The sequence below is a fragment of the Clavibacter sp. genome, from assembly GCF_014802555.1.
Taxonomy (GTDB): domain Bacteria; phylum Actinomycetota; class Actinomycetes; order Actinomycetales; family Microbacteriaceae; genus Clavibacter; species Clavibacter sepedonicus.
On the sequence record NZ_JAAVCB010000133.1, the window covers coordinates 1 to 25439 of the forward strand.

Below are 25439 nucleotides of genomic sequence, written 5' to 3' on the forward strand. Positions count from 1 at the left end.
GCGCCGACGCGCTTGACCCCTTCATCGAGCACTACAACACTGAACGAATCCACTCAAGCCACGGGCTCACGCCCGCGGCCCGAGTGTCACCAACGTCATGACCCAGTACACCTAGCGCCCTACTTGCTGCACCAGCTCCGGTGGACGTCCGGCAGCGTCAGGTGCCACGTGCGGTCCTGATTGCGCACGCACTGGTGGAGGAGCCAGAAGACGTAGCCGCTGGCTCCGATGAGGGCGCCGGCGACCAGCGCGCACGAGAGGACGAGGAACGAGGCACATGCCACGCTCGTGACGGCGGCGGCCGTCACGAGGGCGCCATTGCCCAGCATCACCTTCCACAGGGGGATGTCCAGGGTCACCCCGTGGCGGAAGAAGCCCTTAATCTTGCCGAAGAGCTTCTTGAACGAGAACTTAGCGACGCCGACGCCAGTGCCAGTGCCAGTGCCAGTGCCGGGACCGGCGGCTGCGCCGGGGTCGTCGTCCTGCACGTCCGAGCCCGGAGTAGCGGTCGTGGGCTGTGTCCGGAGGGCCTGCACCTCTTCGCTCATCTGCCGCGTGATCTCCGACCTGCTCATGGGCGGTGCGTCGGGCGCTCCCGAGCGGGCGGCGACGGCCGCGTCGACCAGCTGGTCGATGGAGATGCGACCGGAGAGGATGTCCTGCTCCACCGTGTCCTGGGAGATGGAGTGCGCGATCGACGCCTCCGCCGCGTGCGCGGACGGGGGAGCGACGGCGAAGGTGGCGATGACGACGAGGGTCGCGGCGGCGGCGGCGACGGGCAGGGTGCGCCGCAGGTTGCGGAGGCGACGGGAAGCGCGGAGGTGACCGAGCGCGCGGGAAAGCGGCGCGAGGGCGAGCGCCGAAGGGCGGGGAGGGTGAGAGGGCATGGCGCATCCGTTCACGGTCGTTGTGGGGTGGTCGGGGAAGGATCATGCTTAGCGGTCGGCGAGAGCGGAGGGAAACGCGCTCACGATAAGCCAGGGGTAGCCAGCGGTGCGCCGCACTGTTTACAGGCGGTGCCGCGGCCCCGGCCGCTGATCTCCCATGCGCCTCCCGGTCGCTCGGCGGCCTCATCGGCCACTGGCCTGGTAGCTGGCTGCACCGCGGACCCGTCACGCCGTGGGCGGGCGAGTGGCGCATCTCCGGCGAGGACGGCGAGCTGACCTTCACGAGCCGCGGCGAGGGCGTGTCCGCCGACCGGGTCGGGATCCGCGATGCCGACGGCTCCGACGACGCCGAGCGCGAGCGCGACCTGGAGACCCTGCCGCTCCTCGGCCGCGCGGCGGGCCTGCGCGCCTTCGCCCTCTCGATCCTCGGCGGCCCGCCGCCCGAGACGAGCGGCCGCGACAACCTCGGCAGCCTCGCCCTCATGGAGGCGGCCGGCCGCTCGGCGGAGTCGGGACGCTTCGAGGACGTGCCCGACCCGCTCGCGGATCGACGAGAGCGCTCGCCCGCGGAGCCTCTCCTCGTGGGGTCAGGAGGTGGGGTGCGTGCGACCGTCCCAATGGGTCACGCCATCCGCACCCACCCAGTGGTAGACGCGGTGGCGGCCCTGGCCGAATGTGCTCTCGGTCAGCTTGCGGCCGCGCAGACCCGCGGCATCCGCGTCCGTTCGGTTGATGAGCGGGATCTTCCACAGCGAGCCGTCGCGGAGATCCTCTGCACCGAGGAGGAGGCGGTCCACGTCGATCGTGAAGGCGCCGATGACGAATCGCGAACGGGGTCGCGGCCCGTGCACCGCCACCAGGGTGCGAGGCGTCTCCTCAGGTCTCTCGCGCCACCCGGCCATGTGCCGATTGATCTGCCACCACGCTTCCGCATCCGCAGCGATGACGGTCTCGTCCGGGTTGCTGGGATCCGCCATGGCGCGGCCGTCCCGCATCACCTTGCCGGCAGCAAGGTAGACGATGAGCGCTCCGCCGGCCTGACGTGCCAGGGCGGCTTCATCGACCGGTGCAATGCTGATGCGCTCAGCCAGCTCCGGCGGCACCCCGAGCGGCACGAAGGCATGCCCATCGCCGCTCGCCACGTTGAACTCCGGCTTCAGCGCCGAGATGAGGGCGGCTTCCACCTCGTGGCCGGTCGACTCGTTCGCGAAGGGCCCGGCGATCTCGAGGGCATAGTCGCCCTGGCCGATCCAATCCTCTAGGGCGGTGTTGTGACTCCCCGACGAGTGCGTGAGAGCACGCGCGGGTGTCGTCCCATATCCCACGTACTTCGGCTTCCCGGCCGCGCCGATCGTGCGGTACAGGTAGACGTAGGACCCAGAACCTTCACCGTCGCTCATGTCCGGACCGTACAGGCCTCCGCGTGATTCCCACACGGCCCCCTTTGGGGTCGGCCGACGCCCGGCGTCACGCAGGAATAGCCGGGCGGCGTCCCGCGAGGCCCGACGGAGTGCCGCATCCCCGACATCGACCGAAGGAATCGCCATGACCCTCACCGAGAGCGCCAGTCCCGCATCCACCGAGCGCACCGCCGACACGGCCGTGCCGATCGTGCGCGAGCTCGACACCCGCTGGAGCCCGCGCTCCTTCGACGCGACCGCGACCGTCTCCGACCAGCAGCTCGACGCGCTGCTCGAGGCCGCGCGCTGGGCGCCGTCCGGCAGCAACCAGCAGCCGCGCCGCTTCATCGTCGCCCGCCGCGGCACGCACGCGTTCGACATCATCGTCGACTCGCTCGTCGGCTTCAACGCGGCGTGGGCCGTCAACGCGTCGGCGCTCGTCGTCGCGATCGCCGAGACCTCCACGGTCGAGGGCGAGAAGCGCCCGTACGTGGCCTACGACCTCGGCCAGGCCGTCGCGCACCTCTCCGTGCAGGCGCAGGCCGAGGGCCTGCACACGCACCAGATGGCCGGCGTCGAGTTCGACAAGCTGTCCGCCGCGTTCGACCTGCCCGAGAACCTGCAGCCGCTCACGGTCACGGCGGTCGGCGTGGTCGCCCCCGCCGATGCGCTGGAGGGCCCGCTCGCCGAGCGCGAGACGGCGCCGCGCTCGCGCCTGCCGCTCTCGGAGCTGGTGCTCGTCCGCGAGTAGCCGCCCGGGTGGCGATGCCCCCCGCTCGACGACGGCCGCCGACCCTCGGGTCGGCGGCCGTCGTCGCGTCCGGGCGCGCTGTGGCGGGTGCTCGGGTCACCCACCCGTGCGCGTCAGCCGCCGAGCACGCGCCCGACGAGGTCCTGCACGAACGGGATGGCGTCCTGCACCTGGTCGACGCTCGCGATCACGGTCGCGACGAGCGGCCAGGCGGATCCCACGAGCGTCGCCACCACGGCGGAGACCGCCGCGACCCACGCGACGCGGCCGTCCCGGGTGCGGGCGGAGACCACGAGCATCACGACCGCGACCACCAGCGACACCCCGACGCCGAGAGCGATGAGGGTCACGGGCACGTCCAGCTGGCCGACGGTCGCCGCGTCGGCCGCGCCGATGAACCCGAGCACGGGCAGCAGGACGACGACCACGACCACGAGCACCACGACCAGACCGGTGACGGCGGCCGCGTGCGTGGCCCGCAGACGGCGACGGAGGAGCGGGCCGGCCATGCGGGCGCTCATCGTGCGGCTCCGCGGACGGCGACGTCGTCGGTCGGGTGGACGGCGGCGTTCTGCGCGGCATGGGATCCGCGGGTCGAGTCGGTCATGGCTGCTCCTGTCGGGTGATGCGTCACCCAGGAGACGGGACGGGCCCGCGGATCGTCCCGCCCGTCCAGGCGGCGCCCAGCGGGGAGCGCAAGACGTTCGCTCCGCGGACTGGGCAGGGTGCCCGCGGTTCGCTCGACGGATCGGGTGGGGGCGAGCCCGGTTCGCGTAGAGTCCGGCACGCCCGCCGTCCCCGATCCCCGGAGAGCCCCCATGACCGAGATCCTCGACTACGTCCGCACCTGGCTCGACCACCGCGTCTGGCAGACCCGCGTCCCCGGTGCCCAGGTCGCCATCGCCCGGCACGGCGATCTCGTGCTGTCGGAGGCGTTCGGCGTCGCGGATCCCACGACGGGCGCGCCGCTCACGCCCGCGCACCTGTTCCGCGTCGCGTCGCACTCCAAGTCGTTCGCCGCCACCGCGATCCTGCAGCTCGCCGAGCAGGGCGCCCTCCGCCTCGACGACCGGCTCGGCGTGCACGTGCCCGAGCTGGCCGAGGCGGGATCCGAGCTCGCCGACGTCACGATCGCCGCCCTCCTCGAGCACGGCGCGGGAGTCCTCCGCGACGGGTTCGACGGCGACCACTGGCAGCATTCCGGCCCGTTCCCGGACCGGCGGCACCTCCTCGCCATCGCGACGACGCCCGGCGTCGCCAAGGTCGCGCCCGACACCGCGTTCAACTACTCCAACATCGGGTACTCGCTCCTCGGCCTCGTGATCGAGTCGGCGTCCGGCCTGTCCTTCGCGGACTACATCGACGAGCGGATCATCGCGCCGCTCGGCCTCCGCGACACCACGGCCGAGTACGTCCCGGCGCGCGCGGACGAGTACGCGGCGGCCTCCACCTCGCTCCGCACCTCGCGCGAGCGCACCGTCCTCCCGCACGTCGACACGCGCGCCATGGCCGCGGCCACCGGCGTCACGAGCACCGCGTCCGAGCTCGTCACCTTCTTCTCCGCGCTCGTGCTGCCCGATGACGAGCGGCTCATCTCGGCCGCGTCGAAGCGCGCCCAGCAGCGGCCGCGGTACGTCACGGGCGCGGATCCGGCCGGCACCCGCCGCTACGGCTACGGCCTCATCATCGAGCGCGTCGGATCGGGCGAGCACGAGGCCACCGTGCTCGGCCACTCGGGCGGGTACCCGGGCCACATCACGCGCACGGCGGTGGATCCCGTGAGCGGCTGGGCGGTCAGCGTGCTCACGAACGCGATCGACGGCCCCGCGGCCGCGCTCAGCACGGGCATCCTCGAGCTGTTGCTCGCCGACTCCGCCGCCACCGACGCGGAGCGCGCCGCCGTCGAGGCGCCCTTCACGGGCCGGTTCGCGAACGTCTGGGGGATGCAGGACTTCCAGGTGGTCGGCGACCGCTTCCTCCGCATCGACCCGCAGGCGGAGCACCCGCTCGAGTCGGTGGACGTGCTCGAGGCGACGGACGACTCGTCCGCGCGCATCGTGGAGGGCGACGGGTTCGGATCCGTCGGCGAGGAGGTCACGGTCGACCGCGCCGCCGACGGCTCCGTCGATCGGATCCGCGCGGGCGGCGGCATGACGCTGGAGCCCGAGACGCGCGCGTGGGTCCCGAGGTCGCGCGGCTGAGGCCGCCCCGCGAGCAGGTGGCCGGGCGCGCACCGCCCGGCCACCTCCGCTCCACCTCCCGGAAGGATCCGCGTCACGCGAGATCCATACAGTGCCGGAGGCCGCACGGCCGCCCGCTCCCGACGAGAGGCACCATCATCACCACCCCGTTCCGACGTCCCCGCGCCCGCACCGCGACGCTGCTGTCGACCACCGCGATCCTCGGCCTGCTGCTCACCGGCACCGGCGTCACCGCCGCGACCGCCGCCGACGCGCCCACCACGCCGGCCACGAGCGCCGCCACCGCCCCGGCCGTCGCGCCCTTCGACCAGGCCACGCTCGACGCCCCGTACCCGTCGAACAGCACCTACGACTTCGTGCCGATGCTCGACCAGTTCACCTCGCTTAAGGCGAACCGGCCCGACATCATGAAGCTCAACGACAAGAAGACCATCACGATCAACCAGGCCGCCACGAAGGCGCAGTCGGCCCGGGCGATCATCGACCAGTACGCCGACATGTCCATCACGATGTCGGATGGACTCGGCAAGGACCTCGGCGAGATCTACCGCACGGCGCGCGAGGCGGGCCAGCTGCCGAAGACGGATGCGCTGCTCGCCAAGAACGGCGGCCTCGTCGGCAAGTACTCGTCCACCAACCCCGTGAAGACGTACTTCGCCAACCCGCGCCCCTACGTCGCGTTCCCGCTGAAGCTCAAGTACCGCGACAAGCCGGGCGGCAACGCGTGGGCCGGCCAGGACGGCTCGTACCCCAGCGGCCACACCTCGCAGGCGTTCTGGCAGGGCACCGCGCTCGCGACGATGCTGCCGGAGCTCGCGCCGCAGATCCTCGCCCGCGCCTCCGACGCCGGCAACAACCGCATCATCATGGGCGCGCACTACCCGCTCGACGTGATGGCCGGCCGCATGATGGGCCAGAAGATCGTCGAGCGCCGCTGGTCCGACCCGGAGTTCCGCACGCTGTTCGAGCAGGCGTCGACCGAGCTGCGCACGGTGCTCGAGGCCAAGTGCGGCGCGGCGCTCGCCGTCTGCATCGCGAAGGACAAGCCGTACCTGTCCACGAAGCAGGCGCTGAAGGTCTACGAGCAGCGCATGAGCTACGACTTCCCGCGCGTCGGTGACAAGGGCCAGCCGATCACGGTCCCCACGGGCGCCGAGTCGCTCCTCATCACGAGCCACCCCGACCTCACGCCGGAGCAGCGCCGCCAGGTGCTCGCGCTCACCGCCATCGACTCGGGCGAGCCCCTCGACGAGGGCACCGAGGGCAGCTGGCAGCGCATCGACCTCCCGGCCGCGATGGCCGCGAAGGTCGTGGTGACGGCCGACGGCACGGTGTCGCTCGTGAAGACCGGGAAGCGCTGACCGGATCCGTGTCCGCCGAGAGGGGCGGGTGGCCGCGTGGCCGCCCGCCCCTCCATCGTCCGTAGGGGGGCGCAGGGCTCAGGCCGCGACGCGACGCCGGCGATACAGGAGGCCCGTGGCGGCGACGAGCCCGCCGGCGGCGGCGAGGCCCGCGGCGATGGCGAGGTTCTCGGCGAGCGTGTTGATCCCGATGCCCGCCGTGCGGACCGCGCCGAGCGCCTGCGGGGAGGGATCAGCGGGCGCGGCGGCGCCTTCGTCCGTCGTCGCAGCCGCCGCATCCGCGGTGTCCGGAGCGGAGCCGAGCTCCGGCGTCGACCCCGGCGCGACCCGGTGCCGCGTCGCCTGCTCGTACGCGTACGCCATCGCGAGCAGGTCGCCGTCGCGGCTGCGGGGCGCGGCGAGCTCCAGGCCGACCGGTGCGCCCGTCGAGGTGAAGCCGGCGGGCACCGAGATCGTCGGGATCCCGGTGTTCGCGCCGATGTCGCAGAACGTGGTGCCCGCCCAGGCCGGCGTCGCGCTCGTGGCGCTCGTGGGCATCGCGAGGGCGTCGACGCCCTGCTCGACGAAGAACGCGTCCGCCGCCGCCTTGCCCGCGTCCTGCTCCGCGATCGACCTCTCGTACTCCGGGTTCGGGATGTCCTCGTGGCCGAGGAAGTAGGCGATGTCGCCGTCGGTGAGGGCGCTCGGCCGGTCGGCCATCACGTCGGCGAACGACAGCACGTCGGGGGGCTCGGTGCGGGCCGCGACGCGCGCCGACCAGGTGGCGGGCGTCTCGCGGAGGAAGCGGTCGATGGCCGGCCGCATGTCCCGCCACCCGCCGCTCTGCAGCGTCTGCTCGACGAACTCCCGCGTGAGCGGCACCTCCACGACCTCGGCGCCCTGGGCCTCGAGGTCGCGCACGGCCTGCTCGAACAGGGCGGTCGTCTCGGCGAGGCCCGGCCGCTCGGGATCCTCCTCGGACGGCCAGCGCACCACGCCGATCCGCTTCCCCGCCAGCGCGTCGGGGCGGAGGCCGGCGACGTACGCGTCGGTGGCCTGCTCGTCGACGATGGCCGTGAGCGGATCCGCCGGGTCGCGCCCCGCGAGCACCTCGGTGAGGAGCGCGGCGTCGGCGACCGTCGTGGTCATCGGGCCGGACACGTCCTGCCGGGGAGAGAGCGGCACGATGCCGGCCGTGCTCGTGAGGCCCATCGTCGGCCGGAAGCCGACGAGCGACTGGTGCGCGGCCGGTCCCAGGATGGATCCGCACGAATCGGTGCCGAGGCCCGCCGGCGCGTACGCGGCCGCGACCGCCGCCGCCGTGCCGCCGCTGGAACCGCTCGCGCTCCACGACCGGTCGTACGGGTTCGCCGTGCGGCCGCGCGCGGAGCTCAGCGTGGAGGTGCCATGCCACGCGAACTCGGACGTGTTCGTCTTCGCGAGGATGATCGCCCCGGCCGCCCGCAGCCGCGCGACCGCGGTCGAGTCGGCCGCGGTCCGGTAGTCGCGGAGGGCCGCGCTGCCGACGGTGGTGGGCATGTCGGCCGTGGCGTGGTTGTCCTTCACGACGACGGGCACGCCGTGCAAGGGGCCCCGGATCGTGCCGGCCGCGCGCTCCGGGTCGAGCGTGGTGGCCGTCGCGAGCGCGTCCGGGTTCGCGGTGATGACGGCCTGGAGGCCCTTCCCGTCGGCTCCGTCGTCGTCGTACGCGTCGATGCGCGCGAGGTAGGCGCGGGTCAGGGCGACGGAGGTGGTGGATCCGGACTCGAGGAGCGCGACCGCGTCCGCGACGCCCAGGTCGACGACGGCCGGGGCGGCCTGATCGGTCGCCGCGGGTGCCGAGGAGGCGTCGTCGGCGGACGCCCGGGCCGGCGCCGCGTGGATCCCGCCGCCCGCCGCGAGGCCGACCGCGAGCGCTGCCGCGGCGAGGGCGCGACCGGCGGGCAGGATCCGGGCACGGGCGCGTCGACGAGCGGGCATGCGGATCCATCCAGACGGGGAGAGGCGTCTCCCCAGTCTGGGAACCGGGTGTTGCGGCGGCGTTTCCGGCGCGGGACGATCCCGGGTCGGCGACGCTCAGCGGTGCGCGGCGGCCCGGGCCGGGTCAGCGCTGCTTGGGGAAGACGATCCAGAGGATCAGGTACAGCAGCACCTGCGGGCCCGGCAGCACGATGGAGAGCACGAACAGCAGTCGCACGAGGAAGCGGCTGACGCCGAAGCGGTCGGCGAGGGCGGCGCAGACGCCGGCGATGATCTTCCCGCGACGGGGACGAGTGAGGGTGGCCATGCGTCGAGCATGGCAGGCGTGGTTCCGAGGCCGCCAGGCGGGTGTCCGCGCCGCGCGGCCGCGCGTGCGCCGTTCGCGCGCGGCTGCCGCAGCGCAAGTCTCCCCGTGAGTTCTCCCGCCATATGCTTTGCGCGCAAATCCATGGTGCGATACTCGAATGGTCGAGCCGGGGCTCGGCGTCTCCCCGCGCCGCCGCGGGTCCGGGCCTCCCGCGGTCCGCGAGTCGCCGACGTCCCCGAACGCACGGGAGGACCGGATGGAGCAGCACCGCTCGGCCCTGCCCGTCCGCGTCGTCGCCGCGTTCCACGCCGCCCCGAGCCGCGCCGCCGGCGTCGAGCTGCTGCTCTCCGCGCTCCTCGAGGCATCATCGGCAACGGGCGCGGCGGTGATCCTGCCGCGCGCGTCCGAGATCGTGGTCGCGGGGGAGTCCGGCGCCGAGCTCCGCGCGGTCCTCGAGGCAGATCCCGTGCCGGTCGGATCACGGCTGCTGGTCGTCGCGATGGCCGACGGCGCCGGGAAGCGTCCCGACGCGCGCCGCGACGCGGGCGGGGCCGTCGCGCTGCACCGCGCCACCGGATCCCTCGACGCGGCCGATCGCGTCGTGGCCGAGGAGGTCGCGGTGCACGCGCGTATCGCGCTCGCCGCCTGGGACGCGGCGGACGACCTCGCCGTGGGCCTCGCGTCGCGATCCGTCATCGGGCAGGCCCAGGGGATCCTCATGGAGCGCTTCTCGCTCGACGCCGACCGCGCGTTCCAGGTGCTCCGCCGCTACTCGCAGGACGGCAACGTGAAGCTCGTCGAGGTCGCGCGCGGCATCGTGGAGACGGGCGCGCTGCCCGGCGGCTGAGCGGATCCCGCCGGCGAGGCGGAGCGCGGCGGGACGCCGGGCCGCCGAGCCGCGGGCGGGCGTCGATGCCGACGTCGGCGCGCGGCCTCAGGCCGTCCGGCGGTCGACCCCGCTCGGCCGGATCGGCGACACGGCGGCCAGGGGCGCCACCTCGGGCAGGGCCTCGGCCTCGCCGCGGGTCAGCTCGGCGCGCAACGCCCCGAGGATCCGCGCGAGCAGCCGCGAGACCTGCATCTGCGTCACGCCGAGCTCGGCCGCGATCTCGCTCTGGCTGCACTCGTCGACGAAGCGCAGGTGCAGGATCCGCCGGTCGCGTTCGCTGAGCACCCCGCGCGCGGCGTCCAACAGCACCGTGCGCTCGGCGCGTGCATAGCCGGGGTCGTCGGCGCCGAGGGTGTCCGCGAGCGAGATGCCCTCGTGCTCGTGCACCGTGTGGTCGAGGGACGCGGGCCGCAGGCTGGAGTGCGCGGCGAGCGCCTCCATGACCTCCTCGCGGGGATGCCCGGTGTGCGCGGCGAGCTCGGCGTCGGTGGGCGTGCGGCCGAGCCGCTGGGTGAGCGCGGGCACGACCGCGAGCAGCGCGTGCCGCAGCTCCTGGATCTGGCGGGGCGGACGCACCATCCACCCGTTGTCGCGCAGGTGGCGCTTGATCTCGCCGGAGATGGTGGGGATCGCGAACGACACGAACGGCGCGCCGAAGCCGGGGTCGTAGCGGCGCGCGGCCTTCACGAGCCCGAGGTAGCCGACCTGGCGGAGGTCGCTCCAGTCGTGGGCGCGGCCCGAGTGCTGGCGGGCGAGCTGGTCGGCGAGCTCGAGGTGGTCGAGCACGATCTGGTCGTGCAGGCGGCGGCGCTCGGCCTCGCCCGCGGGGTCCTCGGCCGCAGCGGCGGCGCGCACGAACCGGTCGTGCGTCACGCGGCGCTTCTCGTCGCGCGCTGCCGTGAGGTCGGGTGCGGGCTCGGGCGTCGCCTCGGGCGCGAGCGGCGGCGTGCGGGGGCGCGGCGTGGCCAGCGGGATCGCCGATGCAGGTGCGCGGGAGGCGGATCCGCGCGAGGCGGGCGGGGCGGCGGCGAGGGCGCGCGGGCGCAGCGTTCCGGTCACTCAGGACCTTCCGGACTCGTGTCGGACGCGGCACGCTGCTTGACCGCTCCTCCAGAGAAGCACTGCTCCTCATGCCTGCCTAGGTGCTCGGATCACTTCTCCGCACTGCTTCTCCCGCTTCTCCGCGGGCCGGGCGTGTCGAGCACCCGCGCATCCGCACCAGCACGGAGCAGCGCCCCACGACGGGGGCGCGGCTCGCCCGCCGGTAGGCTCGATCCCCGTTCCCCGAGCCGCCACCACCGAACGGACGCCCCATGAGCCTGTTCCGCACGAAGAGCATCGAGTCGTCGCTGGCCGACGCCGCGGGAGGCGAACGCAGCCTCACCCGCTCCCTCGGCACCTGGGACCTCATGCTCATGGGCGTCGCGGTCGCGGTCGGCGCCGGCATCTTCTCCGTCGGCGCGAAGGCCGCCGGGAACTACGCGGGTCCGTCGGTGACGCTCGCGTTCGTGCTCGCCGCCGTCACGTGCGGCCTCGCGATCATGTGCTACGCCGAGTTCGCGTCCGCCGTGCCCGTCGCGGGCAGCGCGTACACGTTCACCTACGCGACCATGGGCGAGCTGCTCGCGTGGATCATCGGCTGGGACCTCATCCTCGAGATGCTCACGGCGGCTGCGGTCATCGCGAAGTACTGGGGCATCTACCTGGAGTCCGCGCTGAAGCTCGCCGGGCTCGACATCCCCTCCACCATCACGGTGTTCGGGCTCGGCATCAGCTGGGGCGCCGTGCTCATCACCGCGATCTTCACCGTGCTGCTCGTCCTCGGCACCAAGCTCTCCAGCCGCGTGTCGAGCGTCTTCACGGTGCTGAAGGTCGCGGTCGTCCTGTTCGTGATCGTCGTGGGCGCGTTCTACGTGAAGGCGGAGAACTACTCGCCGTTCATCCCGCCGCAGCGCCCGACCGAGGGCGGATCCGCCGACGTCTGGACCCAGTCCCTCTTCTCCTGGGCGAGCGGCCAGGAGCCCACCCAGTACGGCCTGTACGGCCTGCTCGCCGGGGCGTCGCTCGTGTTCTTCGCGTTCATCGGCTTCGACGTCGTGGCCACGAGCGCCGAGGAGGTCAAGGACCCGCAGCGCACCCTGCCGCGGGGGATCTTCGCGGGCCTCGCGGTCGTGACCGTGCTCTACGTGCTCGTGACCCTCGTGCTCACCGGCATGGTGCCGTACACGGTGCTGGCGGATGCGAAGGAGCCGTCGCTCACGACCGCGTTCACCGCGGTGGGCGCCGGGTGGGCGGCGCAGGTCATCTCCATCGGCACGCTGCTCGGCCTCACCACCGTGCTCATGGTGCTGCTGCTCGGCCTCGCGCGCGTCGTCTTCGCGATGAGCCGCGACGGCCTGCTGCCGCGCGGGCTCAGCCGCACGAGCGCCAAGCGCCGCACGCCGGTGCGGGTGCAGATCATCGCGGGCGTCGTCGTCGCGGCCCTCGCCGGGTTCACCGACGTCGGCGTGCTCGAGGAGATGATCAACATCGGCACGCTCTCCGCCTTCGTGCTCGTGAGCATCGGCGTGATCGTGCTGCGGAAGAAGCGGCCCGACATCCGCGCGGCGTTCCGCGTGCCGCTCATGCCGTGGCTGCCGATCCTCTCGGCCGTGCTCTGCGTGTGGCTGATGCTCAACCTCACGACGCTCACCTGGGTCCGCTTCCTCGTCTGGCTCGCGCTCGGCTTCGCGGTCTACTTCCTCTACGGACGCCGGCACTCGCTGGTCGGCCAGGAGGAGGCGCGGATCGCGGCGGGCGGCGAGCCCGCGCCCGAGCTGCCGTCGGCGGCGACGCCGCGGGACTGATGCACGCGCGCCGCACCGTCGACGCCCCACGCGCCCGCCGTGTCCGCCCGGACGCGGCGGGCGCCGTGCGTGGTGCGGGCGTCGGGATCGCGCGTCAGGTCTGGCAGCGCGGGCACCAGTAGGTGACCCGGTCCTGCGCGCCCATGCCGGGGCGCACGGGGTCGCCGAGCTGGCCCTGCAGGATCCGCGTGCCGCACCGCAGGCACGCCTTGCCCTTGCGTCCGTAGACCCAGTCGGTGCGGCCGCGGCGCAGGTCGCCCGTGGTGGTGCGCTCGATGCGGTCGCGGTTCGCGCGCATGGTGCGGCGGGCGAGCGCGATCATCGCGGGGAGGTCCGGCACCTCGCGCACCGGCCGGGTGGGCAGCACGCCGCGGAGGAAGCAGAGCTCGGCCCGGTAGACGTTGCCGATGCCGGCGGCGTTCCGCTGGTCGAGCAGCGCCAGCCCGATGGCCCGGTCCGGCTGCGCGGCGATGCGCCGGACGATCTCCTCGGCCGCCTCGTCGCCCCAGTCCGGCCCGAGGATGTCGGGCCCCAGGTGCCCCACCACCGTGTGCTCCTGGTCGCGGGGGATCACCTCCAGCACCCCCAGCGAAAACCCCACCGTGACGCGCTCCGCCGTCTCGAGCACGACGCGCGCCTCGAACGCCGGCCGCCGCCACGCGGTGCCGTGCTGGTAGATGTGCCAGGAGCCCTCCATCTTCAGGTGGCTGTGGATCGTGAGGTCGCCGACGCGGTGCAGGATGTGCTTCCCGACGCTCACGACCTCGTCGACCTCCTGGCCCGCGAGATCGAGCGTCGCGTACTTCGGCACGCGGAAGTCGCTGCGCGTGAGCACCTGGCCGCCGATGGCCTCGTGCAGGTGCGTCGCGGTGCGCCAGACGGTGTCGCCCTCAGGCACGGGCGGATCCCGTCGCCCGGGCGCCGCTCACGAGCGCATCCGCAGCCCGCGCGGCGTCGCCGAGAAGCCGTGCTCCTGGAGCGCGGTGCCGAGCGGCGTTCCGAGGATGAACGCGCCGTTCACCTTCTCGATCGCGAGCTTCGCGACGCCGCCGCGCCGCACGATCTGGCCGAGCGACTCGGCCGCCGCGCGGATCACCGCCTCGTCGTCGTCGAACCGCAGCACGGTCTTGCTGCCGCGCTCCACGTAGAGCACGAGGGCGCCGTCGACCAGCACCACGAGCGCGCCCGCCTTCCGGCCGGCCCTGTGCCCGGTGGGCCGTTCGCCGCGGGCATCGACGCTGCCGGACTCCGCGATCGCCGTGGACGCGCCGTCGGCTCCCGTGTCGCCGGTCGCCTCCGTGTCGGTCGCCTCCATGCCGACACCCGCCCCCGTGCCGCCGTCCGCGTCGGGCGACGACCCGTCGAGCCGCGGCCAGGGCAGCGCCGCCCCGTACGCGTTCGCCGGATCCGTGGCCGCGAGCGTCAGCGCGTTCAACGGCCGCCCGCCCGCATCGGGATCACGGGTGAACCCGCGCAGCCGATCCACCGTGCCGCCCGTCGAGAACTGCGCCGCCCCCAGCGTCTCGATGAAGTACCCGCGGCGCGCGCGCCCGGTGTCCTCGAAGCCCGCGAGCACCTTGTACGTGAGCGCGAAGCCGCCCGGCACGCGCTCGGTCATGACGGATCCGCGCGTGACGACGCCGTACCGCTCCAGCAGAAGCTCGGCCGTGCCGGCGGCGCGCACGGTCGCGTCGGTCTCGGCGAGCGGCACGATCGACCAGCGCCCGGCCGCGGTCGGCGGTCCCGTGCGCGTGGGCATGTCGGGCCGCGGCATCCGCCCGCCCCGGTACATGCGCCCGCGCGGTGCCCGCTGCGGCGTCTTGTGCGCGGTGGATCCGCCCGCGAGCAGCGCCCGCAGCGGCGAGAGCGTGTCGTTCGTGACGAGGCCCGCCCACACGAGGTCCCACAGCGCGGTGACGAGCGCCTTGTCGTCCGTGGATCCCACGGCGTCGCTCAGCTGACGGAAGAAGTAGCCGCCGCCTGTGCCGAGCGTTGTGAGGATCTCGCGCTGCAGCTCGTCGGTGTCGTGCGCGTCGGGCTCGGGCAGCGTGAGCGCGACCTGGTCGGCGAGGTGCAGGCTCACCCACCCGTCGGCGCCCGCGAGCGTGCCGGCGCCGGACCAGATGACCTCGCCGGTGGACGTGAGCTCGTCGAGCATGGCCGGCGTGTAGTCGCGCACGCGCGCCGGGAGCACGAGCGTCTCCCACGCGGAGGCGGGGACGGGCGCGCCGGCCAGCTGCTCGATGACCTGCAGCACGCCGTCGACCCCGCGGAGCCCGCGCTCGCGGTCCGCGCCCGCCACGTGCTGCCACGCGGGGAGGAAGCGCGCGAACGCGGCCTGCTCGACCGGCTCGACCTCACTGCGGAGCGCCGCGAGCGAGCGGCTCCGCAGGCGCCGGAGCACCTCGACGTCGCACCACTCGCTGCCAGACGCGCCCGGTCGGAACTCGCCCTCGACCACGCGCCGCTGGGCGCCGAGCCGGGCGAGCGTGTCGGCGATGACGGCGGATCCGAGGCCGATGCCGGTGGCCGCGTCCGCGATGGTGAACGGCCCGTGCGTGCGGGCGTACCGGCCGACGAGGTCGCCGAGCGGATCCGCGACCGGCTCGACGAACGCGAGCGGCGTGCCGATGGGCAGCGGCACCCCGAGGGCGTCGCGGAGACGGCTCGCGTCCTCGATGGCGGCGACCCGCGGCTGCCCGCCGAACGAGACGCGGAGCGCGCGCTTGCCGGCCACGAGCGCGTCGAGGTGGTCGGCGGCGGACCCGGCCTCCTCGGGCTCCAGGCGCACGGCGACCTCCTCGGCGTCGAGCGGGCCGAGGATCCGCAGCAGGTCGGCCACGCCCTCGAGGCCCTTCGCGCGCCGGTCGGGCGCCGTGCGCTGCAGCTCGAGCTCGGTGCGCGCGATGACCGCCGGATCCAGCAGCTCGCGCAGCTCCGCCCGCCCGAGCAGCTCGCTGAGCAGCCCCGCGTCGAGCGAGAGCGCGGCGGCCCGGCGCTCGGCGAGCGGGCTGTCGCCCTCGTACATGAACGCGCCGACGTAGCTGAAGAGGAGGCTGCGGGCGAACGGCGACGCGTCCTCCGTGGTGGTCTCGACGATCTTGATGCGCCGGGCCTCGATGTCCTTCGCGAGCGACGTGAGCGCGGGCAGGTCGTAGACGTCCTGCAGCACCTCGCGCACGGTCTCGAGCACGATGGGGAACGCCGGGAACTTGCGGGCCACGTCGAGCAGCTGCGACGCGCGCTGACGCTGCTGCCAGAGCGGCGAGCGGCGGCCCGGGTTGTAGCGCGGCAGCAGGAGGGCGCGCGCGGCGCACTCGCGGAACCGGGACGCGAACAGCGCGGATCCGCCGACCTCGCGCGTGACGATCGCATCCAGCTCGTCGGGCTCGAACACGAACAGGTCGGCCCCCGGCGGCTCGCCGTCGGTCTCGGGGATGCGCACCACGATGCCGTCGTCGTTGGCCATGGTGGCGCCGTCGATGCCGTACAGCTCGGTGACCCGCGCGCCGACCGCGAGCGCCCAGGGCGCGTGCACCTGCATCCCGTAGGGCGAGTGCAGCACCACGCGCCAGTCGCCGAGCTCGTCGCGGAAGCGCTCGACCACGAGGGTGCGGTCGTTCGGCACGTGGCCGGTGGCCTTCTTCTGGTCGTCGAGGAACGCGAGCAGGTTGTTGACCGCGCGGTCGTCGAGGCCCACGCGGCCGGCGCGCGCCCGGGCGTCGTCGACGGCGGATCCCGACAGCTCCCGCACGAACGCGCCGATGGCCCGCCCGAGCTCGAGCGGCCGCCCGAGCCCGTCGCCCTTCCAGAACGGCAGCTTGCCGGGCTCGCCGAACGCGGGCGTCACGAGCACGCGGTCATGCGTGATCTCCTGGATCCGCCAGCTCGTGGCCCCGAGCGCGAACACGTCGCCGACGCGCGACTCGTAGACCATCTCCTCGTCGAGCTCGCCCACACGGGACGCCTTCTCGCCGACCATGAACACGCCGAAGAGGCCGCGGTCGGGGATGGTGCCGCCCGAGGTGACCGCGAGCCGCTGCGCGCCCGGCCGCCCCTCGATGGTGCCCTCGTCCCGGTCCCACACGATGCGGGGTCGCAGCTCCGCGAACTCGTCGGACGGGTAGCGGCCGCTCAGCAGGTCGAGCGTGGCCTCGTACGCGGAGCGCGGCAGGGTCGCGAAGGGCGCGCTCCCCCGCACGATGTCGAACCACTCCTCGACGCCCAGCGGCTCGAGCGCGACGGCCGCGACGGTCTGCTGCGCGAGCACGTCCAGCGGGTTCGCGGGCACGCGCAGCGACTCGATCTGCCCGCTCGCCATGCGCTCGGCGGCGACGGCCGAGTGGATGAGGTCGGCCCGGTGCTTGGGGAAGATGACGCCGCGCGAGACCTCGCCCACCTGGTGCCCGGCCCGGCCGACGCGCTGCAGCCCGCTCGCGACCGACGGCGGCGCCTCCACCTGCACCACCAGGTCGACGTCGCCCATGTCGATGCCGAGCTCGAGGCTCGACGTGGCGACCACGCAGCGGAGGCGGCCGGACTTCAGGTCGTCCTCGATGCGGGCGCGCTGCTCCTTCGAGACGAATCCGTGGTGCGCCTTGGCGAGCACGGGATCCGCGCCCTCCATGCTCCCCGCCTGCGCCATGAGCTCGGCGGGCGGGCGCGGGGCGGTGCGGCGGGTGGCCGAGAAGTCCGTGGACCGCGCCGACCCGGGACCGGCACCGGAACCGGCGGCCGCCCCCGCGAGCACGGGCACGGCGTCGGAGGCCGCGACCACGCGCCCCTCCGCATCGATCCGCCCCTCCTCGATGCGCACCGCGTAGATCTCGTTGAGCCGCGCCGTGAGCCGCTCGGCCAGCCGCCTGCTGTTCGTGAAGACGATCGACGACGTGTGCTGGAGCACGAGGTCGACGATGCCCTCCTCCACGTGCGGCCAGATGGACCCCTGCTGCGGCTGGTCGCCCTGCGCCGCCGACCCCTCGAGCGGCGCCGTGGTGCCGAGCTCGGTCATGTCGTCGACCGGCACGATGACCCGCAGGTTGAACTCCTTCGTGTTCTTCGGCGACACGATGGAGACGGGCGAGCGCCCGCCGAGGAACCGCGCGACCTCCTCGGGCGGCCGCACGGTGGCGGACAGCCCGATCCGCTGCGCCGGCTTCTCCAGCAGCGCGTCGAGCCGCTCGAGCGACAGCGCGAGGTGGCTGCCGCGCTTGGTGGCCGCGACCGCGTGCACCTCGTCGACGATGACCGTCTCGACCCCCGCGAGCGTCTCGCGCGCGGCCGACGTGAGCATGAGGAACAGCGACTCGGGCGTGGTGATGAGGATGTCCGGCGGCGTCTTCGCGAGCGAGCGCCGGTCGGCCGCCGGGGTGTCGCCGGAGCGCACGCCGACGGTGACCTCGGGCGGCTCGGCCCCCAGCCGCTTCGCCGTCTGCACGATGCCCACGAGCGGCGAGCGGAGGTTCCGCTCCACGTCGACCGCGAGCGCCTTCAGTGGCGAGATGTAGAGGACGCGCGTGCGTCGCATCGGGTCCTCCGGTGCCGGCCGCGACGCCAGCCGGTCGATGGACCACAGGAACGCCGCGAGCGTCTTGCCGGATCCGGTGGGCGCCACGACGAGCGCGTGCGACCCCTTCTGCACGGCCTCCCACGCGCCGGTCTGCGCGGCCGTGGGGCCGGGGAACGCGCCCTGGAACCACTCCCGGGTGGCCGGGGAGAAGCGCGCGAGGACGGGATCCATCTGCTCATCCTCCTCCGGACCACCGACAACGCGCCGGGTCGGGCGCTCGCACGGCGCTCGCCGGAGGACGGCAGGCCGGGCGGCGCCGCGGATCAGCCCGCGTGCTCCCGGATGAACGCCGACACATCCCGCAGCTCGGCCGCGGAGACCGAGTGCGGCAGGTCCTCGTAGATGCGCTCCGTGAGGGCGGTGTGGTCGCCGATCCACGCGGCCGTGCGCGCGACGGCCGCCTCCGGGATCACCTGGTCGGCCGTGCCGCGGCCCCAGAACACCGGGGTCGGTGCGGCCGCGAGCGCCGCGTCGCCGTCGTGCTCGCCGCGCACCGAGAACCCGCTGAGCTGCACCGCGTACGCGAAGCGCCCGGGCGCGAGCCGCAGCAGCTGGAGCGCGGTGGCGCCGCCCTGGCTGAACCCGAGGAGCCCCACCGAGCGCGGGGTCGCGGGCAGCGCGTCGAGCCAGTCGAGCACGCCCTGCGCGGCGGCGTCGGCGGCGTCGGGATCCGGGTCGCCGGTCGATCCGGGCACGATCGGGAACCACGCGTGGCCGCCCTGCAGCGCGATGGGCGCGCGCAGCGACGCGACGACCGGCGCGAGCGGCAGGTACGGCGACAGCCCGAACAGGTCGCCCTCGTGCGATCCGTATCCGTGCAGCAGCACCAGCAGCGGACGATCGGCGAGCTCGGCGGTGGGGGCCGACCAGAGGACGGCGTCGGGATCCAGCGGCAGAGCGGTCACGGTGTCCTCTTCGGTGCGGGTGCGGGTGCGCGTGCGGGGCGGCCGGGCGGCCCATCCTCGCATCCGGCCCCGGCAGCCGGCCGGGCAGCCGTCCCGCGATCGACCACGGGAGCCGGCCAGCGCGCCGGGTGGCCGTCGCGCTCCGGCCGTGGGTGACAATGGACCATGACCGTTCGCACCCCGGACCCGAACATCCCCGACCCGAACTCCGGCTGGCTGTCGGACGTGGAGCTGGCGCAGATCCGGCAGCGGCTGCCCCTCCTCTACGTGGAGGCCGTGCCCGTGCGGGTCGACGGCATGGGCCGGGTCAAGGACATCGGCGTGCTGCTGCGCGCGACGGTCACCGGGCAGATGACCCGCATGCTCGTCTCGGGCCGCGTGATGTACGGCGAGACCCTGCGCGACGCGCTCTTCCGCCACCTCGAGAAGGACCTCGGGCCGATGGCGTTCCCGCAGCTCCCCGCGAGCCCGACGCCGTTCTCGGTCGCCGAGTACTTCCCGTTCCCCGGCGCGAGCCCGTACACCGACGACCGGCAGCACGCCGTCTCGCTCGCGTACGTGGTCCCCGTGACCGGCACGTGCGATCCGCGCCAGGACGCCCTCGAGATCACCTGGATGACGCCCGAGGAGGCCGCGTCCGATGCGGTCTCGGCCGACATGGAGGGCGGCCGCGGCGCGCTGCTCCGCGCGGCCCTCGCCTCGGTGGGCGTGCTGCCCTAGGCGGATCCGAGCGGCCGTCCGGCGCGAACCGAGCCCGGCCGTCGGCTCAGACCGCGGACGCCCGCTCCGCGAACTGCGGCGGCTCGAGGTAGTGGCGGCGCAGGTCCTCGAAGGCCTGGCTCGCGCCCGCCCCCACGCCGTAGCCGCGCTGCACGTGCAGGCCATCCATGGCCGAGAGCACGACGGCGGCGGCCGCCTCCGGGTCGAGGTGGGGGTCGATGAGGCCGCGTGCCTGGTCGACGACGACGCCCGCCGTGATGCGCTCCAGCTCCCGGGCGCGGCGCTCGCGGAAGAGCTCGTGCAGCGGGTGGCCGGCGGCCGATGCCTCCGACGAGACGACGGCGATGATGCGCGTGAGGCACGCGCTCTGCTCCCCGTCGGCGATGACCACGGCCGCGTGCTCCGCGACGCTGCGGGGGCGGTGCAGCTCGATGGCGGCGGCGAGGCGCTCCTCGCGGCGCTCGAGCACGGCGAGCAGCAGCTCCTCCTTGCCGCTGAAGTGGTGCAGCAGGCCGGCCGGCGTGATCTCCGCCCGGGACGCGATCTCCCGCAGCGAGCTGCTCCGGTAGCCCTGCTCGGCGAACACCTCGATGGCGGTGCGGATGAGGAGCTCCCTGCGCTCCACGCCCTTGCGGTACGGGCCACGGGTGGCGAGGGCGACGCGAGTCATTGGCTCACCGTAACCGGATGCCGCCGGGCGTCCGCGCGACCGTCAACAGGCACTGCCTCAGCTGTGGAGACTCGGGGCACGGACGCGTCGTCGTGCGTCCCTCCGGGGACGACGGAGGGCCCCCGTCCGTGGACGGGGCCCTCGATGTCATGCCGGCACACGATGCGCGCCGCGCGGTCTAGCGTCCGCTGGAGACGCGGCGGTGGGTGCGCTCGCGGCCGCCGGCCGAGGCGCCGCCGGACGCGGCGGGGCGCTCCTGGCGGGGACGTGCGGTGCCGACGGACGAGCCGCCGCCGAAGCCCTCGGACGAGGTGCTGAAGTTGCGGGGCGCACCTCCGCGCTGTCCGCCCGAGGCGCCGTCGCGGCGACCCGAGGAGGCACCGTCGCGACGTCCGCCGCCGACGGGCGCGCCGTCGCGGGCCGCGCGCTTGCGCTGCGCGTTGGCGCCCTGCGAGCGTCCGCCGCCGTTCGCGCGGCCGCCCTGCGACTGGCGCTGGGTGGTCTCGCGGACCGACTTCGTCTCGCGCGGCGCGGGCTTCACGTACGCCGCGACGGCGCCCGTCAGCTCGGCCACGGCGGGGGAGGACTCGGTGACCTGCTGCGGCGTGACGTGGATGTCGGCCTTGCGCATCAGGAGCTGCACGTCCTTGCGCTGCGCCGGCAGCATGATCGTGACGACGTCGCCCGCGGAGCCTGCGCGCGCCGTGCGGCCCGAGCGGTGCAGGTACGCCTTGTGCTCGGCCGGCGGGTCGACGTGGATCACGAGCTCGATGTCGTCGACGTGCACGCCGCGCGCCGCGACGTCGGTGGCCACGAGGACCTTGACGTCGCCCGCGGAGAACGCCGCGAGGTTGCGGTCGCGGGCGACCTGCGAGAGGTTGCCGTGCAGGTCGACCGACGGGATGCCCGCGTCGGTGAGCTGCTTCGCGAGCTTCTTCGCGTGGTGCTTGGTGCGCATGAAGAGGATGCGGCGGCCGGAGCCCCCGGCGAGCTTCTGCACGAGGAGGCGCTTGGCCTCGACGTCCGACGCCTCGAACACGTGGTGCGTCATGGCGGCGACGGGCGAGTTCGCCTCGTCGACGGAGTGCAGCACCTGGTCGTGCAGGTAGCGGCGCACGAGCTTGTCCACGCCGTTGTCGAGCGTGGCGGAGAACAGCATGCGCTGGCCAGTGTTCGGGGTCTTGTCGAGGATCCGCGTGACGACGGGCAGGAAGCCCAGGTCGGCCATGTGGTCGGCCTCGTCGAGGACGGTGATCTCCACGGCGTCGAGGTTCACGAAGCCCTGCTTCATGAGGTCCTCCAGGCGGCCGGGGCAGGCCACGACCACGTCGACGCCGGCCTTGAGGGCCGCGACCTGGCGCTGCTGCGAGACGCCGCCGAAGATCGTCGTGGTGGTCAAGTTGTACGCCTCGGCCAGCGGCGCCATGGCGGCCGTGATCTGCGTGGCGAGCTCGCGGGTCGGCGCGAGGATGAGGCCGAGCGGGCGGCCCGGACGACGACGGCCGCCGGCGAGTCCGCCGCCGAGGCGCGCGATCATCGGGATGGCGAAGGCCAGCGTCTTGCCGGAGCCGGTCTTGCCGCGGCCGAGCACGTCGCGGCCGTTCAGGGTGTCGGGGAGCGTGTCCACCTGGATGGGGAACGGCGTCGTGATGCCGTTCGCCGTGAGGGCGGAGACGAGGGGGGCGGGCACGCCGAGCGCGCCGAAGGTGTCAGTGGTCATGCGGGGGAGTTGCCTTCCAGGCAGGGGTCCGCCCCGACGCGCTGATGCGGCGGTGTGCCGATGCAGCGCGGAAGCGGAGGATGGCGAAGGCGCCGATGGGCGCATCCGTTCGCCGTAAGAAAGATGTCACTCACGCCCGTCGGCCGGTGTCGGCGATCTGATCGGGCGGAGGAGGGAACGCGTTCTCTCGACGCAGGGAGCACGATGATGTGCTCGCAAGTGCCTCCACCGTAGCAGGTCAGCCGGGGAGGAAGCCCATCTCGCCCACGGGGACCTCGAAGTCGAGCACGTTACCGGCCGGCGCGAGGGGGCAGGCCCACTCGGGGTCGTAGGCGCAGGAGGGGTTGTAGGCGAAGTTGAGGTCGACCACGATCGAGCCGGGCGCGCCGGCCCCGAGGTCGGATCCCTTGACCGTGTCGAGCAGGTAGCGCCCGCCCCCGTAGGTGCCGCCCTCGCGGCGGTGCGAGGCGTCCTTCACGGGCAGGTGGAGTCCGCCGCCGTAGCTGGCGAGGCGCCAGACGTCGAGGCTGCCGGCCTCGCGGCCGTCGGCGGACGGGATGTGGACGGATCCGAGGAGCTCGAACGGCACGACGCCGTCGGTGCCCGTCTCGACCTCATGGCGCTCGTCGCCGCGGTCGTCGTGGATCTCCAGCTCGAACCGCCAGGCCGGGTCGTACTCCGTCACGTCCAGTCGGTCGAAGTCGGCGCGGTGCTCGGGCACGAGCGGCGTCGCGGGGTGGCTGCGGAACATGTCGTCGCGCGAGCGGCGCCAGAGCGCGTGAGCCGCGGCGGGATCCGTCTGCGCGACCCAGCGCACCTCCGCGTACATCTCGTGCGTGCGGCGGCGCCAGTCGGCGACGTGGAGGGCGGTGACGGCGGAGGGCATGGGGACACCGTACGCGTCGGCGGGAGCGGGCCGCGGGGACGCGGTGCTCGACGTCAGCGGGCGGACGAGCCCGCGTCGGCGGCCGAGGCGTCGTCCGCCGGGGCGTCGTCCGCGTCGGGCGCGGCCGCGGGCTCCCAGTCGTACGCCCACGTCGGCGCGAGCTGGCGCAGGCGGAACGCGCGCCACTGCCAGAAGGCCCAGAAGGTCGGCCACATCGCGGGGCCGAGTAGCCCGGCCTCGAACTCCAGCTGGTCGCGGAAGAGGGTCTTGACGCGGCCGTCCGCGTCGGGGCCCGCGGGATCCGGCGACACGGCCATGCTGTGCCGCATGCTCGTGGGGATCGACATCAGCCCGGAGAGCCCGTGGCCGTCGTCGCGCACGATGCGGACGCCCTCGACGCGCGGCTTCATGTCGCGCAGGCGGATGCTCTGGCGCCCCGCCGTGAACGGCCCCGTCTGCATCGCGGCGACGTGCTCGCGGCCGTCCCAGCTCGAGGGGAAGCCGCCGTCCTCCAGCGGCACGAAGTCGACGAGCGGGCCCGCGACCTCCCGCATCACGGTGGGCGAGTGGAGCGCGCGCCAGGCGGCGTCGGGATCGCAGTCGAGGATGGTCTTCAGCAGCACGCGCATGGATCCAGTGTGCTCCGCCCGGCTGGGCGTGCCCGGCGTCCTGCCGCCGTGGGACAGGATGGGACGGACATGATCAGGTACTGGGTGGGCGTCGTCTCGCGCGACCGCGTGCTCGACGGCCTGGACCTCGGCATCGCGCAGGTCAACCGCGGCGCCCGCGAGCCCGTCGAGCGGCTCGGCGAGGCCGACGGATTCGTCTACTACTCGCCGCGCGAGTCGTACCCCGACGGGCAGCTCCTCCGCGCGTTCACCGCCATCGGCCGGGTGGCCGACGCCGCGCCGTACCAGGGCCGCGTGGGCGAGTGGCGGCCGTGGCGGCGGCGGATGGAGTGGGACCTCGGCGCGGTCGACGCGCCCATCCGCCCGCTCGTGCCCGTGCTCGACTTCACGCGCGACTCCCTCGAGTGGGGCCGGAAGCTCGCGCCCGGGCTCCTCGAGATCACGCGCGACGACTTCGAGGTGATCCGCCAGGCCATGCGCCGCGGGGCGCCCGAGCCGTCGCGGCGCGTCATCCGGGGAGGATCCGGCCCGTGGACGCCCGTAGCATCGGATCGTGACCTCCTCCGCTGACGCCGCGCACCCCGACCCGTCGACGCAGGCCCGCTACCAGGTCCGGCTCGACGGCGGCGTGGCCGGCGCCCGCCGCATCGTGACCGGCGCCGACGTCATCGTCTGGGTCGACGCCCTCCCGTCCGTCCCGCCGCCCACGGTCGCCCGCCGGGACGAGGTCCTCGCGATGATGCCCGCGCGCCCGGCCGTCGTGAGCGCCGGCCTCGCCGACGCCCCGGCCGTCGCCGACTGGATCCTCGCCCTGCAGACCGCGCTCGGCCGCCGCGCGTACGTGGCCGTCGTCGCCGCGGGCACCGTGGAGGCCGACGGATCCTGGCGCGCCTGCGCCGAGGACCAGCTCGCCGCGGGAGCCGTGGTCGACGCGCTCGCCGCCCTGGGGATCGACGCCACCTCGCCCGAGGCCGCCGTCGCCTGCGCCGCGTACCAGCAGCTCCGGCCGGCCCTCGGCCACCTGGTGACCGCGAGCGTGTCCGCGCGCCGGCTCGCCGCCGCGGGGCACGACGGCCTGGTCGCCGAGGCGCTCGCCGCGGGCCCCGTCGACGTGGTCGTGCACCGCCTCCACCGCGACGCCTGAGGCCGCGCGGGATCCGGTCGCCGAACGGGCGGAATGGGCGCCCAGGAGCGCGTGTTCCCCTGGGCATCAGGCGCCGCACCCGTGACGACGCCACGCAACCGGAAGGTCATCACATGAAGGCAGTCATCAACGGCGTCACCGTCGCCGAGGCCCCGAAGGACGAGCTCATCGAGATCGAGGGCAACTGGTACTTCCCGCCCGCGAGCGTCGACATGTCGCTCCTCGCCGAGACCGCCACGCCGTACCACTGCCCGTGGAAGGGCGACACGCAGTACTACTCCGTGAAGGACGGCGACACCGTGCTGCAGGACCGCGCCTGGTCGTACCCGACGCCCATCCCGTCGTCGTTCGACCGCGTCGGCCGCGACTACAGCGGCTACGTCGCGTTCTGGAAGGAGGTCCGCGTCGGCGAGTGACGCGGATCGCCGATCACGGCCCGGGGGCTCCGGCTCCCGGGCCGTCGTCGTGCACGGGGGCGGGCGTGGCCGGTGTCGCGGGACGGACCGGCGCCACGCGCGCCGGGATCCCCGTCCGCCGCTCGCGCAGCTGCCGGGCGCGGTGCGCGCGCACCTTGGCGCGGTTGCCGCAGCGGCGC

General features: G+C 74.1%; 22 protein-coding genes and 1 pseudogene. 10 read left to right on the forward strand and 13 right to left on the reverse strand.

Annotated features, from left to right (window positions below; all coding sequences use genetic code 11):
• A pseudogene (locus HDR73_RS14635) lies at positions 1-101 on the forward strand (IS481 family transposase); the annotation flags it as partial.
• Between the two features lie 18 nt (positions 102-119).
• Here the strand turns inward: HDR73_RS14635 and HDR73_RS14640 are convergent.
• Together HDR73_RS14640 and HDR73_RS14645 are read right to left on the reverse strand one after the other, a co-directional pair.
• On the reverse strand, positions 120-887 hold the full coding sequence (locus HDR73_RS14640; protein WP_287136472.1) for a hypothetical protein: 768 nt from the start codon (positions 885-887) through the stop codon (positions 120-122).
• Between the two features lie 587 nt (positions 888-1474).
• A complete protein-coding gene (locus tag HDR73_RS14645) occupies positions 1475-2287 on the reverse strand; it encodes a hypothetical protein (RefSeq protein WP_041464303.1) in 813 nt (270 codons plus the stop codon).
• Positions 2288-2432: 145 nt separating this feature from the next.
• Here HDR73_RS14645 and HDR73_RS14650 point away from each other — a divergent pair, with 145 nt between their 5' ends.
• Complete coding sequence (locus tag HDR73_RS14650; RefSeq protein ID WP_012297851.1) at positions 2433-3038, forward strand: nitroreductase family protein; 606 nt, start codon at positions 2433-2435, stop codon at positions 3036-3038.
• Positions 3039-3151: 113 nt separating this feature from the next.
• On the opposite strand, the gene HDR73_RS14655 is transcribed toward HDR73_RS14650, so the two are convergent.
• On the reverse strand, positions 3152-3559 hold the full coding sequence (locus HDR73_RS14655) for a hypothetical protein (RefSeq protein WP_012297852.1): 408 nt from the start codon (positions 3557-3559) through the stop codon (positions 3152-3154).
• Positions 3560-3856: 297 nt separating this feature from the next.
• On the opposite strand from HDR73_RS14655, the gene HDR73_RS14660 reads away from it, so the two are divergent.
• The gene (locus HDR73_RS14660) at positions 3857-5239 is read left to right on the forward strand and encodes a serine hydrolase domain-containing protein (RefSeq protein ID WP_041464304.1); all 1383 of its coding nucleotides are present in this window, start codon (positions 3857-3859) and stop codon (positions 5237-5239) included.
• Positions 5215-6600 carry an acid phosphatase gene (locus HDR73_RS14665; RefSeq protein WP_106408669.1) on the forward strand — a complete coding sequence of 462 codons (1386 nt, stop codon included), beginning with the start codon at positions 5215-5217 and terminating at the stop codon, positions 6598-6600. The genes HDR73_RS14660 and HDR73_RS14665 overlap by 25 nt, the downstream gene beginning before the upstream one ends.
• Positions 6601-6678: 78 nt before the next feature.
• Here HDR73_RS14665 and HDR73_RS14670 read toward each other — a convergent pair whose 3' ends face one another.
• The gene (locus tag HDR73_RS14670) at positions 6679-8559 is read right to left on the reverse strand and encodes an amidase family protein (protein ID WP_012297855.1); all 1881 of its coding nucleotides are present in this window, start codon (positions 8557-8559) and stop codon (positions 6679-6681) included.
• 124 nt (positions 8560-8683) lie between these two features.
• Positions 8684-8866, reverse strand: a complete 183-nt coding sequence (locus tag HDR73_RS14675; RefSeq protein ID WP_012297856.1) for a PspC domain-containing protein — start codon at positions 8864-8866, stop codon at positions 8684-8686.
• Between the two features lie 256 nt (positions 8867-9122).
• Here HDR73_RS14675 and HDR73_RS14680 point away from each other — a divergent pair, with 256 nt between their 5' ends.
• Positions 9123-9713 (forward strand): ANTAR domain-containing protein, encoded by a 591-nt coding sequence (locus HDR73_RS14680; RefSeq protein ID WP_041464820.1) that lies wholly within the window; start codon positions 9123-9125, stop codon positions 9711-9713.
• Between the two features lie 87 nt (positions 9714-9800).
• Here the strand turns inward: HDR73_RS14680 and HDR73_RS14685 are convergent, their stop codons facing one another.
• Positions 9801-10814, reverse strand: coding sequence for a sigma-70 family RNA polymerase sigma factor (locus HDR73_RS14685; RefSeq protein ID WP_012297858.1), 1014 nt, complete (start codon positions 10812-10814; stop codon positions 9801-9803).
• A gap of 254 nt (positions 10815-11068) precedes the next feature.
• On the opposite strand from HDR73_RS14685, the gene HDR73_RS14690 reads away from it, so the two are divergent.
• Complete coding sequence (locus tag HDR73_RS14690) at positions 11069-12601, forward strand: amino acid permease (RefSeq protein ID WP_012297859.1); 1533 nt, start codon at positions 11069-11071, stop codon at positions 12599-12601.
• Positions 12602-12695: 94 nt separating this feature from the next.
• Here HDR73_RS14690 and HDR73_RS14695 read toward each other — a convergent pair whose 3' ends face one another.
• The 3 genes from HDR73_RS14695 to HDR73_RS14705 form a co-directional block, all read right to left on the reverse strand.
• Positions 12696-13499 carry a DNA-formamidopyrimidine glycosylase family protein gene (locus tag HDR73_RS14695; RefSeq protein ID WP_012297860.1) on the reverse strand — a complete coding sequence of 268 codons (804 nt, stop codon included), beginning with the start codon at positions 13497-13499 and terminating at the stop codon, positions 12696-12698.
• Between the two features lie 27 nt (positions 13500-13526).
• A complete protein-coding gene (locus HDR73_RS14700; RefSeq protein ID WP_041464305.1) occupies positions 13527-18341 on the reverse strand; it encodes an ATP-dependent helicase in 4815 nt (1604 codons plus the stop codon).
• A gap of 92 nt (positions 18342-18433) precedes the next feature.
• Entirely contained in the window at positions 18434-19075 is a 642-nt protein-coding gene (locus tag HDR73_RS14705; protein WP_041464306.1) for an alpha/beta hydrolase, read from the reverse strand.
• A 165-nt stretch (positions 19076-19240) separates the two neighbouring features.
• On the opposite strand from HDR73_RS14705, the gene HDR73_RS14710 reads away from it, so the two are divergent.
• Complete coding sequence (locus HDR73_RS14710; protein ID WP_012297862.1) at positions 19241-19795, forward strand: NUDIX hydrolase family protein; 555 nt, start codon at positions 19241-19243, stop codon at positions 19793-19795.
• Between the two features lie 46 nt (positions 19796-19841).
• On the opposite strand, the gene HDR73_RS14715 is transcribed toward HDR73_RS14710, so the two are convergent.
• From HDR73_RS14715 to HDR73_RS14730, 4 genes are all read right to left on the reverse strand, one after another.
• On the reverse strand, positions 19842-20465 hold the full coding sequence (locus tag HDR73_RS14715; RefSeq protein ID WP_012297863.1) for a TetR/AcrR family transcriptional regulator: 624 nt from the start codon (positions 20463-20465) through the stop codon (positions 19842-19844).
• A gap of 178 nt (positions 20466-20643) precedes the next feature.
• Positions 20644-22185, reverse strand: coding sequence for a DEAD/DEAH box helicase (locus tag HDR73_RS14720; RefSeq protein ID WP_012297864.1), 1542 nt, complete (start codon positions 22183-22185; stop codon positions 20644-20646).
• A gap of 238 nt (positions 22186-22423) precedes the next feature.
• Entirely contained in the window at positions 22424-23071 is a 648-nt protein-coding gene (locus tag HDR73_RS14725; protein ID WP_012297865.1) for a DUF1684 domain-containing protein, read from the reverse strand.
• Positions 23072-23124: 53 nt separating this feature from the next.
• A complete protein-coding gene (locus HDR73_RS14730; RefSeq protein WP_012297866.1) occupies positions 23125-23700 on the reverse strand; it encodes a hypothetical protein in 576 nt (191 codons plus the stop codon).
• Between the two features lie 69 nt (positions 23701-23769).
• Between HDR73_RS14730 and HDR73_RS14735 the strand changes: the two genes are divergently transcribed.
• The 3 genes from HDR73_RS14735 to HDR73_RS14745 all read left to right on the forward strand — a co-directional run bounded on the left by HDR73_RS14735 (position 23770) and on the right by HDR73_RS14745 (position 25260).
• Positions 23770-24270, forward strand: a complete 501-nt coding sequence (locus tag HDR73_RS14735) for an EVE domain-containing protein (protein WP_041464307.1) — start codon at positions 23770-23772, stop codon at positions 24268-24270.
• Positions 24254-24844 (forward strand): 2-phosphosulfolactate phosphatase, encoded by a 591-nt coding sequence (locus HDR73_RS14740; RefSeq protein WP_012297868.1) that lies wholly within the window; start codon positions 24254-24256, stop codon positions 24842-24844. The genes HDR73_RS14735 and HDR73_RS14740 overlap by 17 nt, the downstream gene beginning before the upstream one ends.
• Positions 24845-24909: 65 nt before the next feature.
• Positions 24910-25260: a DUF427 domain-containing protein gene (locus HDR73_RS14745; RefSeq protein ID WP_491624874.1), complete on the forward strand. Its 351-nt coding sequence runs from the start codon at positions 24910-24912 to the stop codon at positions 25258-25260.
• Positions 25261-25439: the final 179 nt, after the last annotated feature.

What these genes read in the sequence shown, in the direction of transcription:
- HDR73_RS14710 (WP_012297862.1), top strand. Translation starts at nt 19,241, where the DNA reads ATGACCGTTCGCACCCCGGACCCGAACATCCCCGACCCGAACTCCGGC.
- HDR73_RS14640 (WP_287136472.1), bottom strand. Translation starts at nt 887, where the DNA reads ATGCCCTCTCACCCTCCCCGCCCTTCGGCGCTCGCCCTCGCGCCGCTT.
- HDR73_RS14660 (WP_041464304.1), top strand. Translation starts at nt 3,857, where the DNA reads ATGACCGAGATCCTCGACTACGTCCGCACCTGGCTCGACCACCGCGTC.
- HDR73_RS14675 (WP_012297856.1), bottom strand. Translation starts at nt 8,866, where the DNA reads ATGGCCACCCTCACTCGTCCCCGTCGCGGGAAGATCATCGCCGGCGTC.
- HDR73_RS14670 (WP_012297855.1), bottom strand. Translation starts at nt 8,559, where the DNA reads ATGCCCGCTCGTCGACGCGCCCGTGCCCGGATCCTGCCCGCCGGTCGC.
- HDR73_RS14650 (WP_012297851.1), top strand. Translation starts at nt 2,433, where the DNA reads ATGACCCTCACCGAGAGCGCCAGTCCCGCATCCACCGAGCGCACCGCC.
- HDR73_RS14690 (WP_012297859.1), top strand. Translation starts at nt 11,069, where the DNA reads ATGAGCCTGTTCCGCACGAAGAGCATCGAGTCGTCGCTGGCCGACGCC.
- HDR73_RS14700 (WP_041464305.1), bottom strand. Translation starts at nt 18,341, where the DNA reads ATGGATCCCGTCCTCGCGCGCTTCTCCCCGGCCACCCGGGAGTGGTTC.
- HDR73_RS14725 (WP_012297865.1), bottom strand. Translation starts at nt 23,071, where the DNA reads ATGCCCTCCGCCGTCACCGCCCTCCACGTCGCCGACTGGCGCCGCCGC.
- HDR73_RS14735 (WP_041464307.1), top strand. Translation starts at nt 23,770, where the DNA reads ATGATCAGGTACTGGGTGGGCGTCGTCTCGCGCGACCGCGTGCTCGAC.
- HDR73_RS14655 (WP_012297852.1), bottom strand. Translation starts at nt 3,559, where the DNA reads ATGAGCGCCCGCATGGCCGGCCCGCTCCTCCGTCGCCGTCTGCGGGCC.
- HDR73_RS14730 (WP_012297866.1), bottom strand. Translation starts at nt 23,700, where the DNA reads ATGCGCGTGCTGCTGAAGACCATCCTCGACTGCGATCCCGACGCCGCC.
- HDR73_RS14645 (WP_041464303.1), bottom strand. Translation starts at nt 2,287, where the DNA reads ATGAGCGACGGTGAAGGTTCTGGGTCCTACGTCTACCTGTACCGCACG.
- HDR73_RS14715 (WP_012297863.1), bottom strand. Translation starts at nt 20,465, where the DNA reads ATGACTCGCGTCGCCCTCGCCACCCGTGGCCCGTACCGCAAGGGCGTG.
- HDR73_RS14680 (WP_041464820.1), top strand. Translation starts at nt 9,123, where the DNA reads ATGGAGCAGCACCGCTCGGCCCTGCCCGTCCGCGTCGTCGCCGCGTTC.
- HDR73_RS14720 (WP_012297864.1), bottom strand. Translation starts at nt 22,185, where the DNA reads ATGACCACTGACACCTTCGGCGCGCTCGGCGTGCCCGCCCCCCTCGTC.